This is a genomic window from Streptomyces sp. CS113 (assembly GCF_002188365.1).
GTDB classification, from domain to species: domain Bacteria; phylum Actinomycetota; class Actinomycetes; order Streptomycetales; family Streptomycetaceae; genus Streptomyces; species Streptomyces tendae.
In genome coordinates, this window is the sequence record NZ_KZ195574.1 from 8,065,561 (window position 1) to 8,077,217 (window position 11,657).

The following is an 11,657-nucleotide window of genomic DNA, read 5'->3' on the forward strand; positions in this document are numbered from 1 at the left end:
GGCCGGCCGCGCCACCTGTGGTGCGCCGGACCGTGCCACCTCCGGCGCGGGCGCCGCGGGTCAGCCGGACCTGCGGCGCGCGGCCTCGCGCCGCTTGAGCGCCCGGCGTTCCAGCTCGCTGGTGCCACCCCAGACGCCGATGGTCTGCCCGGTGTCGAGTGCCCAGCGCAGACACTGCTCCTGCACCGGGCAGGTCCGGCAGACCCCCTTCGCCTGCTCGGTCTGCAAGGCGGCCGGCCCGGTGGTGCCGATCGGGAAGAAGAGGTCGGGATCCTCCGTCCGGCATGCGGCGTGCTCTCGCCAGTTGTCCATCAAAGTCACCTGCGATCGGTATCGTTCGCGTCCTCGTGCATGGCTCTACTCCCCTGCGGGTGACCTGTCGACAGCGGTGCGAAACCGGGCGGACGCCCGCTGTGCCGCCTACGGCGCCGGGCGCCTACCGGCGCAGCGCCCGGGCGGCGGCCGCCACCACCGCGTCCGCCACCGCGGCCAGCGCCGGGGAGTCGAGCTTCCACTGCTGCCAGTACAGCGTGACGTCCACCGCCAGGTCCGGGGCGAAGCAGGCGAGCCGGCCGGTGCGCAGCAGGGGATCGGCCTGCGGCTGCGGCACCATGCCCCAGCCGAGACCGGCGGCGACGGCCTCGACGAAACCCTCCGAGGTCGGCACGTAGTGCCGTGCGGCACTCGCGCCGTCGTGACCGAGCCGCCGCGCGAAGGCGTCCTGGAAGTCGTCCCGCCGGTCGAAGACCACCACCGGAGCGCCGGTGACGGCCTCCCGCGGCGGCCCCGCCAGATGCCGGGCGGCGAAGTCCGGGGCGGCACAGGGGAGATAGCGCAGCCGGCCCAGCGCCCGCACCGCGCAGCCCGGCACCGGTTCGGGCGAGGACGTCACCGCCGCCATCACCGCGCCCTCCCGCAGCAGGGTCGCCGTGTGGCCCTCGTCCTCGCGGCGCAGTTCGAAGCAGAGGGCGGGCTCCTCCGGGAGCCGGGTCAGGGCGGGCAGGAACCAGGTCGCCAGCGAGTCCGCGTTCACCGCCACCGACACCCGGGTCGGTTCGCCCTCCCCCCTCAGGCCCAGCTCGGCCGAGGCGTCCCGTTCCAGCCGGGCCACCTGGCGGGCCAGCCGCACCAGCACCGCGCCGGACTCGGTCGCCCGCACCGGCTTGGTGCGCAGCAGCAGCACCCGGCCGGTGCGCTGCTCCAGTGCCTTCACCCGCTGGCTGACCGCGGACGGCGTCACGTGCAGGGCGGCGGCGGCCGCGTCGAACGTGCCCTCGTCCACCACGGCCAGCAGGGTGCGCACGTGGTCCAGCGGGAGTTCCGCGAAAGGCGGCATCACGTCGTCATCACGAGAGCTAATGTTACGTAAGAATCTTTAGCTGTACGCCCTGTGATCGCCCGCTTAGCGTCGAGGGCATGAACAACGCCCTCACGGCTGCCGCCGCCGGTTTCGGCACCGGCCTCTCGCTCATCGTCGCCATCGGTGCCCAGAACGCCTTCGTCCTGCGTCAGGGGATCCGCCGCGACGCGGTCCTCGCCGTGGTCGGGATCTGCGCGCTGTCCGACGCCCTGCTCATCGCCCTGGGCGTCGGCGGGGTCGGTGCCGTGGTGGTGGCCTGGCCGGGTGCGCTGACCGCCGTCGGCTGGATCGGCGGTGCGTTCCTGCTCTGCTACGGCGCCCTGGCCGCCCGGCGGGTGTTCCGTCCGTCCGGCGCGCTGCGGGCGGACGGCGACGCCGCGGGCTCGCGCCGCCGGGCCGTGCTCACCTGCCTGGCCCTGACCTGGCTCAACCCCCACGTCTACCTCGACACCGTCTTCCTGCTGGGTTCCGTCGCCGCGGACCGGGGGCCGCTGCGCTGGACCTTCGGTCTCGGGGCCGCGGTCGCCAGCCTGGTCTGGTTCGCCGCGCTCGGTTTCGGCGCCCGCTACCTCGGCCGTTTCCTGGCCCGGCCCGCGGCCTGGCGGGTCCTCGACGGCCTGGTGGCCGCCACCATGATCGTCCTCGGTCTCTCTCTCGTCGCCGGGGCCTGAGTCCGGATCCGGTCACGCGCGGCCGGACGGGCTCGAACGGACCTGCGATAGTGATCCCCGCAGGCGAAAGATGTACCGAGCATGTAGGAAGCGCGTGGACACCAGCGAGAGCAGTGGCGAGAGCGGCACCGAAACCGGGGCGAAGGCCCCGGCGCCGGACGGGGAGCGGCAGCGGGGGTGGCGCCGCTGGGCCATGGACACCCGCCCCCTGCGCCGCCCGGCCTACCGCAGGCTGTGGTCCTCGACCATCGTCACGGCCGTCGGCAGCCAGCTCACCGCGGTCGCCGTGCCCAAGCAGATCTACGACATCACCGGCTCCTCGGCCTGGGTCGGCGCCGCGAGCCTCGCCGGTCTGCTGCCGCTCATCGTGTTCGCGCTGTGGGGCGGCGCGGTGGCCGACACGATGGACCGCCGCAAGCTGCTGCTGATCACCAACACCGGCATCGCGGTGACCTCGCTGCTCTTCTGGATCCAGGCGGTCACCGGCATGGAGTCGGTGGCCGCGCTGATGCTCCTGCTCGCACTGCAACAGGCCTTCTGGGGGCTGAACGCCCCGGCCCGCAACGCCTCCATCGCCCGTCTGGTGCCCGAAGGGGAACTGCCCGCAGCCAACGCCCTCGGGTCGACCGTCATGCAGACCGGGCAGGTGGTCGGCCCGCTGCTGGCCGGTGCGCTGATCCCGGTGATCGGACTGCCGGAGCTGTACCTGATCGACGCCCTGGCCCTGTGCGTCACCGTGTGGGCGGTCTACAAGCTGCCCGCACTGCCGCCGTCGGCGGGCACCGGGGTCCGGCGTGCGGGCGTGCGCGAGGTGGTGGCCGGCTTCCGCTACATCGCCGGGCACAAGGTGCTGCTGCTGTCCTTCCTGGCCGACATCGTCGCCATGGTCCTCGGCATGCCCCGCGCCCTGTTCCCGCAACTCGCCGCCGAGACGTACGCCCCCTACGGCGAGGGGCTCGCGCTCGGCCTGCTGTTCGCGGCGATCCCTATCGGCGCGGTGGCCGGCGGCCTGTTCTCCGGCACCTTCTCGCGGGCCCGCCGGCACGGCTGGATGGTGATCGGCGCGGTCGTCGTCTGGGGCGCCGCCATCGCCGGATTCGGGCTGAGCGGCAGCCTGTGGCTCGCGGTGGCGTTCCTGGCCGTGGCCGGTGTGGCCGACATGGTCTCCATGGTGTTCCGCGGGGCGATCCTGCTGTCCGCGGCCACCGACGAGATGCGCGGGCGCATGCAGGGCGTGTTCACCGTCGTCGTGGCGGGCGGCCCACGGCTGGCCGACGTCCTGCACGGCGGTGCGGGCTCCGCCTTCGGCGCGCGCGAGGCCGCGGCCGGCGGCGGGCTGCTCGTCGTGGCGGTGATGCTGGCCCTGGCCGTCGCGATGCCGGCGCTGCGCCGCTACCGCCTCTGACCGCGCCTCACAGGGAGCCGCGTCCGTGCAGGGCGTAGTGCTCCATGAGCCGGCCCCGGGTGGACTCCAGCCGGTGCGCGAGGATCTCCGCGACCGACCGCACCAGCACGATGCCCAGATGCGGGTCGCGCTCGCACAGGTCGAGCACCGACGCCGCCTCGAACTCGTAGGCGCGCACCGGGCTGAACGCCTCGGCGCCGAAGTCCCACTCGTAGGGCGGGAACAGCCAGGACCAGCCGAGGAGGTCGCCCACGCCGAGGCTGGCGACCGTGACCCGCTGCACGGACGTCACCTGCTGGGTCAGGGAGACCGCGCCGGAGCGGACGACCCAGAAGCGGTCCGCCCGGCCCCCCGCCTCGAAGATCCGGTCGTCCTCCGGGAAGGAGACCTCCTGGGCCAGCTCCATCAGCCGCGCGCGCTGGGGGAGGGGGAGGGCGGTCAGGAGTTTGATCGCTTTGGTCATGGCAGGGGACTCCTCGCCGGCGATTCGGTTCCGGGGCTTTCCCTATGCCCATTTCAGTCGCTGTCGCCCAACCGGGCACCTCGGCGGACGGCGGGATCCCGTACGGATTCCGTGCCCGAACCGGGGACGGTGGCGTCAGGGCATGAAAAAGCCCTGGCCGGACGGGGGAGGCCGGCCAGGGCCGTAAGCGGTGACCGCGGAGGACATTTCGGTCGACTCCGTCGCCACGTATGGATGAACGCTAAACCATCTCTGGGTGTTCAGGGAAACCGGCACCCCGACACGTGATCCGTCTCACTCGCCGGGCTCCGCGACCACCCTGATCGTCTCCAGCGCCGGATCGGTCGGGTCGGGGAGGTACATCCCCGCGTCCAGGCCGCTGCGCAGATAGCGCAGGACCGGCTCGGCCAGCCGCTCACCGGGCAGCACGGCCGGGATGCCGGGCGGATAGGGCGTGATCATCTCCGCCGCCACCCGGCCGGCGGCCCGGTCCAGGGGCACGTCCTCGGTGGGACCGAAGAACGCGTCCCGGGGCAGGCACACCTGCGGCATCCGCAGCCCGGCCGGCGAGGGCACCTCGACGCGCGGTGCGGGGCGCAGGCCGGGAGCGGCACGGGCGAGGTCCTTGAGCGCGGTGAGCAGCTCGCCGGTGGTCTCCCGGTCGTCGCCGTGGCTGATCTGCGCGCCGATGCGGCGGTGGTCGGTGATGTGGGCGACCACGCCGCGGTTCTCCCGCAGCCAGTCCGCTGCCTGGAAGCCCGAGACGCCCAGCCCGTCGAGGTCGATGACGACCGGCAGCGGATCGAAGCCGTGGGCGGCCCCCGGGCCGCAGAAGTCGTCCCGGTCGTTGACGTGCATGCCGTCGATCTCCTCGACGGCCGCCCGGACACCGGCCGCCAGTTCCAGGGCGCCGCCCATCAGCTCGTGCCCGCGCAGCGCCATCTGGCGGCGCCAGCCGTCCAGACCGGCGAAGATCAGTACCGACGGGCTGGTGGTGCTCAGCAGGTCGGCGCGCATGCCGAGGAGCTTCGGCTGCACCAGGTCGCCGCGCAGATGGAACACCGAGCCCTGCTCCAGGCCGCTGCCCATCTTGTGGATGCTGGTCACGCAGATGTCGGCACCCGCGTCCATCGCCCAGGACGGCAGATCGGGGTGGAAGGGCAGGTGCGCCCCCCACGCCTCGTCGACGATCAGCGGCACCGAACGCCGGTGGCAGACCTCGGCGACGGCCCGCAGATCGGCGCTCGCGCCGTACGGCGTCGGGCTGGTGACCAGGGCACCCTTGGCGTCGGGATGGGCGGCGAAGGCCTCCTCGAACGCCTCGGCGGACGGCGGATGGGCCAGATGCCGCCGGGCGTCCCAGCGCGGTTCCACCCACACCGGTTCGATGCCGGACAGGATCAGCCCCGAGACCACGGACTTGTGGGCGTCCCGGCCGATCAGCAGCTTCTCGTGCGGCCCGGCGACCGCCAGCATCGCCGCCTTCACCGACAGGGAACTCCCGCACGTCGAGAAGAACGTGTGATCGGCGTGCACGGCGTCCGCCATCAGCTCCTGGGCGCGCTGGAGCACCCGTCCCCGGGTGAGCCGGTCGTCGAGCCCGGCCGTCGCCAGCACATCGCCGTAGAACACCGCGTCACCCAGCACCTCGCGCACCGCGGGATCCGCCCCGCGCGCCTGCTTGTGCCCGGGCGGCGTGAACGACAGCCGCCCCTCGCGGCGGTACTCGACGAGGGCTTCCAGGACCGGTGCTCGGCTGTGGTCGGCTGTCATGCCGACCGGTTTCCCGTCCGGCGCCGCGTCAATCCGTCCCGCGGTCCGTCACCGCGCGTTCCGGCCCGGGGTCAGCACCTCGTCGAGCACCCGCAGGACGGCCTCGTACGCCACCGTCCGCACGGCCGCCTCTCGCGAGGCCTCCGGGTCGGTCGACCGCAGCTCCTCGCTGCGCGCCCGCCAGTGCCGCCTCTCCTCCAGCGCGCGGCTCCTCGCGCGGTGCATCCGGCGCAGCAGTTCGTCCGAGTCCACAACATCCGTCATGCCTCCCGCGTACCCCCGCTGGGCGCTCGGATGGCCCTTGGGCCGCACGGAGGACCGGAGGTTTGCCGGTACCCGCAGAGGTCAGCCGACAGTGACGAGGCCGCGCGGCGCGCCAACGGCCCGACCGGACCGTCCCACGAACAGGGAGCTGACGGATGCGTGACAGGGACACGACTCAACCCGTCGTCGAACAACGCGGCACGGACACCTGCCGCCGGTGCCCGCCGTGCCGGCCCGCCGACGCGCGCAGGGCGGTCGAACGCGCCGTCACCGAGTGCGGCGGCACACCCGGCCGCGCGCCGTGCGACCCGGGTGCCCTGTCGGACGCCGTGCTCGTCGCCTCCGAGCTGACCACCAACGCCATCCTGCACGGCGGCGGCGTCACCGACTTCCGGGTCGACGTCGTGGACCCCGGGGCGCGGGCGGAAGTACGGCTGTCGGTGTGCGACCGCAGCCACGACCTGCCGGTGGCCGTGCCCGCCACGGACGACCGCGGCCGCCGGCGCCTCGGGGGCCGGGGCTGGCCGATCGTCTGCCGGCTGGCGCGCGAGGTACGGGTCGCAGATCTTCCCTCCGGAGGCAAGTGCATCACCGTGGTCGTACCGCTGTCCTGATGACTTTTCGAAAAGCGGAGTTTGTTCCACCGGCGCAGGGGCAGTCGCAGATTCGTGCTTCGGACCGGAGGCGCAGCAGCGGGAGCGGTACGGCTGCTTCGGTGCCCCGGCTGTGCCCGGGTGCTCCGGACAGCGACGTTCCCGCGGAATGTCCCCTGAGACCACCGTTCAGGAGCGGATCCGCATGCTCATAGAAACGCACACCACCCCAGGCACCCCCGAATCCACCCGGCCCGCCGACCTTCCGAACGCTCCGGCCCGCCGTCGGCACGACGACGCCCCCGACACCATGGCCCTCTTCGGCCGCCTGGCGGGGCTCGCGGACGGACCCGAGCGCGACGCCGTCCGCGACGAACTGGTCACGGCCTGGCTGCCCATGGCCCACCGGATCGCCGGGCGGTTCCGGGACCGCGGCGAATCCATCGAGGACCTCCGCCAGGTCGCGGCGCTCGGCCTGGTCAAGGCCATCGACCGCTTCGACCCGGAACGGGGGGCATTCGAGAGCTACGCCGTGCCCACCATCACCGGCGAGGTCAAGCGCCACTTCCGCGACCGCATGTGGGCCCTGAGGGTGCCCCGCCGGGTCCAGGAGCTGCGCAACAAGGTGCGCGTCGCCCGCCGGGAACTCGCCCAGAGCCCGGGCAGCCCCCAACCCTCGGTGGCCGCCCTCGCCGCCCACACCGGGCTGACCGAGGACGAGGTCGGCGCCGGGATGGAGGCGCTGGAGAGCTTCAGCACCCTGTCGCTGGACGCCGAGCTGTCGGCCGGCGACGACGGCTACAGCCTCGCGGACACCCTCGGCGCGGCCGACGCCTCGTACGACACGGTCATCGACCGCGAGTCCGCCAAGGAGGGCCTGCGCAGGCTGCCCGAACGAGAGCGCGCCATTCTCTACATGCGCTTCTTCGAGGACATGACGCAGAGCCGGATCGCCGACTGCCTGGGCATCTCGCAGATGCACGTCTCGCGGCTCATCAGCCGCAGCTGCGCGCGCGTGCGCGACGAGGCGCTGGGCGAGCACACGGTCCGTCCCGGACACCCGGCGCGGACCTGATGGGCCGACGGGGCGACGAGCCGGACGGAACGGGAACACCGGGCACACCGGGAGGGACGGAACGAATGCTGATGCCACACCCCGCGGTGCTGCGCGGACTCCTGGCGGAGTACGAGGCGGCCGCGGTCGACGAACCCGTCGACGCGACGGGCCGACCGGGCCCGCGGACCCGGGACCTGGCGTACACGCTGTGCGTGTCCACCGGTACCCGTGACGTGCGGCGGGCGCTGGAGGCCGCCCGGCGCCACCTCGCGGACGCGCCGGTGACGCCACCGGCGCCCGTGGCCGGCGGCGCGCACGCGGGCGTGGCGGACTGACGCCGGGGACGGCCAGGGGCACGACGGACGACCGCCCGTACACCACCAGTCGGTGTACGGGCGGTCGTCCGTCCACGACCAGTCGGTGTACGGGCGGTCGTCCGTCCACGCCACCGCGGTGTGCGCGGCCGAAGCCGGGGCATCCGGAGTCCGGGAGGGGAGGTCCACATGAACGCACGTGTCATGGCACGTACCGGCCGAGGCCACGCCCGGCGGGCCGCGAACGGATCGGCGGCCGAGGGGGCCGCCCGGGCCGGGCTCACCGCCCGCGGCATCATCTACCTGCTGGTCGGCATCCTGGCCCTGCGGATCGCCTTCGGCAGCGGAGACCGGCAGGCGGACCGGGGCGGCGCCCTGGCCGAGCTGTCGGACCGGCCCTTCGGCGCGGTGCTGCTGTGGGCGCTGGGCGCCGGACTCGTCGGCATGGCCCTGTGGCGGCTGTCCGAGGCGCTCTTCGGGGTCACCGGAAAGGACGGGCACACGGCGAAGAAGCGGCTGCCGGCCGCCGCCCGCTGCGTCTTCTACGCCTTCGTCGCCTACTCCGTACTGGCCTTCGCCGCCGGAGCGGGCGGCAGCGGCTCCAGCGACCGGCAGTCCCGGGACGTCACCGCCCGGGTGATGGAAATGCCCGCCGGCCGGTGGCTCGTGGGTGCGGCCGGGGCCGCGATCGTCGTCGCCGGGGTGGTGATCGGCGTCCAGGCGCTGCGCCGCAGCTACCGCAAGAAGATGAAGCTCGGCGGGCTGGGCCACCGGGCCCGGCTGCTGGTCGACGTCACCGGCGTCGGCGGCGGCACGGCCCGCGGCATCGTGTTCGCCGCGGCGGGGGCCTTCGCCGTACGGGCCGCCGTCGACTACGCACCCGACCGGGCGAAGGGACTGGACGACACCCTCCGCTCCTTCGCCGACACCTCCCTCGGTCCCTGGCTGCTGGCCTGTGTCGCCGCGGGCCTGGTGCTGTTCGGCGTCTTCTCCTTCGCCCTCGCCCGCTGGCGGAGAGTCTGAGAGCGCGGGGACGGGGAACACGGGGCGAATGAACGAACACGAGATTCCTCCGCCGGACGGACGTCCCGTGGACGTCTACCTCGACCTCCTGCGCGTACGCATGGCCAGCGACGACTACCAGCTGCTGCTCAGCGTGGTGGAACCGGTCCTCCAGGCGATCGACGAGCAGCAGATGCCGACCATCGACTTCTCGCTGGACGGGGACAGCACCGAGGCGCTGCCCCAGGAGATCAGGGACGAGGCCGCCCTCGTCATCGCCACCGCCGTCACCGGACGTCTCGACAACGAGGTCGTCGAGATCAGCACCGACGAGACCGGACCGGTCCGGGTCGTCACCGACGCGGCCACCGCCTCCGACCCCGAGCGCCTCGGTGAGATCGCGGACTACCTCAAGGAACGCCACCAGCAGAACGAGGAACTGCGCGGCATCGCCGAGGCGAGCGGTCTGCCCAGCGACTTCTGACCCTCACCGCATCGGTGGCCCGGTCAGCGCTGCGGCGCCCTGACGGTCACCCCCAGCGGCCGGGCGAGGCCGACCACCGCCTCGTCCAGCCGCTCCAGGTGCCGCAGCACCCGGCCCGTGATGCGGCCGTAGCGCGGCACTCCGGCGGCGTCCGGCTCCAGCAGCGAGGCGATGCTCGGCCCGGTCTCCACCTGCCCCACGGCGTTCTCGTCGGTGACGTGGGCGGCGATCGCCTCGATGTTGCGCACCGTGCGCCGCACCGCGCCGCGCAGCCGCGGGTCGGCCGCGATCGACGGATGGGTGGGCAGCAGCTCGGCCGTCGCCGCCAGCGACCGCGCGTGATAGGCACAGGTCTCCAGCAGCGCCACCACGTACTGGGCGGTGTCGCGCCGGGCCCGCAACGGCGTGATCGGATGGGTGAGCGGCTGGGTGGCGGCGCGCAGATCGCCCAGCGCCTGGTCCAGCTCCCGCGCGGTGTCCAGCAGGTCGGCCTCCGGCCCGCCGCTGAGCTGGTCGACGGCGCCCTCGGTCACATCGGTCAGCCGCTCCAGCACCGTCCCGAGAAGTTCGTTCGTACGCCGGTCGGTGCGTATCGGCAGCACCAGCGCGGCCGCCACGATCCCGCAGGCCGCGCCGAGCGCCGTCTCCTCGATGCGCAGCACCAGGACCGACAGGCTGTAGGTGTGCAGCAGCGTGTACAGCAACCCGAGCATCGCGGTGACGAAGAACGACATCAGCGTGTAGGACAGCGGCGCGGTGTAGAACATCGCGAAGATCAGCACCAGCACCAGTGCGAACGCCGTCCAGGTGTGGTTGCCCACCAGGCCGGCCAGCACGATGCCCGCCACCACCCCCAGCACCGTACCGAGCAGCCTGCGGTAGCCCTTGACCAGGATCTCGCCGGTGGAGGCGGTGTTGATGAAGACGATCCAGCAGGTGAGCACCGCCCAGTACCAGCGCTGCGAGGACAGGAACTCCCCGCCGACGATCGCCAGCGAGGACCCCACGGCCACCTGTACCGCGGCGCGGGTGGTGGGCCGCCGCAGCCCGGTCTGCTCCTCCTCCTCGGCCGCCTCCTCACCGGCGTCGATGGCCGCGTCCTCGGCGTCCAGCTCCTCCCGGGAACGGGCGGTGGCCGGTGAGTCGTCGGACTCGTCCTGCGGCCCGTCCAGCGCGATCCTGAGGCCCATCACCGCGCGCGCCGTCTCACCGATGCCGCGGAACACGTCCTGGACGGCCGCGGTCGCCTCGGGCAGGTTCTCCTCGTCGCGGTAGCCGAGCAGCCGGTTGCGCAGGTGCGACAGCGCCGTCCCGCGCGCCTCCGCGGGCGGGCGCAGCACGAGGGTGCGCAGCGCCGTCAGATCGCGGCGCAGCGTCTCCGTGGCCTCGCCGGGCGCCGGGGAGCGGCCCACCGCCGGGGCCGGAGCGCCCGGCAGGTGCAGCGTCAGGGTGTCGGCCCGTTCGGCGCTGCGCGCGGTGAGCAGCAGCAGACCCAGGCGCTCGGCGGCGATCTCGGCGTCGGCGATGCGCCGCTGCACCAGGCGCGCCGTGGACGCGTCGGGCGTGCCCTCGTCCAGCCGGGACTGGATCATCAGGGCGGTCTCGTGCAGGCGCGCGGTGCCGTCCCGCAGGCGCTCCAGCGTCTTGTCGATGTCGTCGGGACCGGCGTCCAGCAGATCGAGCTGCGTGGCGATCAGCTGGGCCAGCCGGGCCCGGAAGGCCTGCCGCAGCAGACTCAGGATGCGCGCCGGCGTCGCCGGGACCACCCCGAAGCGCACCACCGCGCTGGACGCGAACGCCACGGCGACGGCGACCCACAGTCCCGGCAGCCCGGACACCTTCCCGCCGACGAACAGCGACACGAAGTAGACCTGGAAGCCGATCAGTCCGAGCGCCGTGCCCCGGTCGCCGAACCGGCGGACGAAGACCGCGCAGAAGATCAGGACGACGAAGAACGCGTCGCCGAGGACGACCCGGGAGGTGAGCAGCGTGCTCAGCGAGACCGAGGCCAGGGCGACCGGCAGGCCCAGTGCCAGCGTGACGGCCTGCGGGCCCGGTTCCTTCTCCCGGATGGCGAAGGTCGCGACCATCGCCGCCATGGCGCCCGCCACCAGATGCTTGACGTCCACGCCGAACACGGCGAGCACGCCCAGCGTCAGCGCGATGGCGCCCACCGTCCGCAAACCCGCCGTCAGCCGCAACAGCCCCGGATCGGACGCGGCGACGCGGTCCCGCAGCCGTGTCCGCGCCGAGCGTCCCGCTGCCTTCACG

13 protein-coding genes are annotated in these 11,657 nt (G+C 73.4%); 7 read left to right on the plus strand and 6 right to left on the minus strand.

What is annotated here, in order from left to right:
* Nucleotides 1–60 precede the first annotated feature (60 nt).
* Both B9W62_RS36430 and B9W62_RS36435 read right to left on the minus strand, forming a co-directional pair.
* Entirely contained in the window at nt 61–312 is a 252-nt protein-coding gene (locus tag B9W62_RS36430) for a WhiB family transcriptional regulator (protein ID WP_087811163.1), read from the minus strand.
* Nucleotides 313–436: 124 nt separating this feature from the next.
* On the minus strand, nt 437–1,336 hold the full coding sequence (locus B9W62_RS36435; protein ID WP_179235847.1) for a LysR family transcriptional regulator ArgP: 900 nt from the start codon (nt 1,334–1,336) through the stop codon (nt 437–439).
* Nucleotides 1,337–1,416: 80 nt separating this feature from the next.
* Here B9W62_RS36435 and B9W62_RS36440 point away from each other — a divergent pair, with 80 nt between their 5' ends.
* Nucleotides 1,417–2,031 carry a LysE/ArgO family amino acid transporter gene (locus tag B9W62_RS36440; RefSeq protein ID WP_087811165.1) on the plus strand — a complete coding sequence of 205 codons (615 nt, stop codon included), beginning with the start codon at nt 1,417–1,419 and terminating at the stop codon, nt 2,029–2,031.
* A 70-nt stretch (nt 2,032–2,101) separates the two neighbouring features.
* The gene (locus B9W62_RS36445; RefSeq protein ID WP_087811166.1) at nt 2,102–3,436 is read left to right on the plus strand and encodes an MFS transporter; all 1,335 of its coding nucleotides are present in this window, start codon (nt 2,102–2,104) and stop codon (nt 3,434–3,436) included.
* 7 nt (nt 3,437–3,443) lie between these two features.
* Here B9W62_RS36445 and B9W62_RS36450 read toward each other — a convergent pair whose 3' ends face one another.
* The 3 genes from B9W62_RS36450 to B9W62_RS36460 form a co-directional block, all read right to left on the minus strand.
* Nucleotides 3,444–3,899 (minus strand): cyclic nucleotide-binding domain-containing protein, encoded by a 456-nt coding sequence (locus B9W62_RS36450; RefSeq protein WP_087811167.1) that lies wholly within the window; start codon nt 3,897–3,899, stop codon nt 3,444–3,446.
* Nucleotides 3,900–4,193: 294 nt separating this feature from the next.
* Nucleotides 4,194–5,672, minus strand: a complete 1,479-nt coding sequence (locus B9W62_RS36455) for an aminotransferase class I/II-fold pyridoxal phosphate-dependent enzyme (RefSeq protein WP_087811168.1) — start codon at nt 5,670–5,672, stop codon at nt 4,194–4,196.
* A 48-nt stretch (nt 5,673–5,720) separates the two neighbouring features.
* A complete protein-coding gene (locus B9W62_RS36460) occupies nt 5,721–5,936 on the minus strand; it encodes a hypothetical protein (protein ID WP_087811169.1) in 216 nt (71 codons plus the stop codon).
* Between the two features lie 155 nt (nt 5,937–6,091).
* Here B9W62_RS36460 and B9W62_RS36465 point away from each other — a divergent pair, with 155 nt between their 5' ends.
* The 5 genes from B9W62_RS36465 to B9W62_RS36485 all read left to right on the plus strand — a co-directional run bounded on the left by B9W62_RS36465 (nt 6,092) and on the right by B9W62_RS36485 (nt 9,386).
* The gene (locus B9W62_RS36465; RefSeq protein WP_087811170.1) at nt 6,092–6,550 is read left to right on the plus strand and encodes an ATP-binding protein; all 459 of its coding nucleotides are present in this window, start codon (nt 6,092–6,094) and stop codon (nt 6,548–6,550) included.
* A gap of 184 nt (nt 6,551–6,734) precedes the next feature.
* Nucleotides 6,735–7,604 carry a SigB/SigF/SigG family RNA polymerase sigma factor gene (locus B9W62_RS36470; protein ID WP_087811171.1) on the plus strand — a complete coding sequence of 290 codons (870 nt, stop codon included), beginning with the start codon at nt 6,735–6,737 and terminating at the stop codon, nt 7,602–7,604.
* Nucleotides 7,605–7,669: 65 nt separating this feature from the next.
* On the plus strand, nt 7,670–7,921 hold the full coding sequence (locus B9W62_RS36475) for a DUF5133 domain-containing protein (RefSeq protein ID WP_087811172.1): 252 nt from the start codon (nt 7,670–7,672) through the stop codon (nt 7,919–7,921).
* A 168-nt stretch (nt 7,922–8,089) separates the two neighbouring features.
* The gene (locus tag B9W62_RS36480; protein ID WP_087811173.1) at nt 8,090–8,923 is read left to right on the plus strand and encodes a DUF1206 domain-containing protein; all 834 of its coding nucleotides are present in this window, start codon (nt 8,090–8,092) and stop codon (nt 8,921–8,923) included.
* A gap of 28 nt (nt 8,924–8,951) precedes the next feature.
* Nucleotides 8,952–9,386 carry a hypothetical protein gene (locus B9W62_RS36485; protein WP_087811174.1) on the plus strand — a complete coding sequence of 145 codons (435 nt, stop codon included), beginning with the start codon at nt 8,952–8,954 and terminating at the stop codon, nt 9,384–9,386.
* 23 nt (nt 9,387–9,409) lie between these two features.
* On the opposite strand, the gene B9W62_RS36490 is transcribed toward B9W62_RS36485, so the two are convergent.
* Entirely contained in the window at nt 9,410–11,656 is a 2,247-nt protein-coding gene (locus B9W62_RS36490) for an FUSC family protein (protein WP_179235848.1), read from the minus strand.
* Nucleotide 11,657 lies beyond the last annotated feature (1 nt).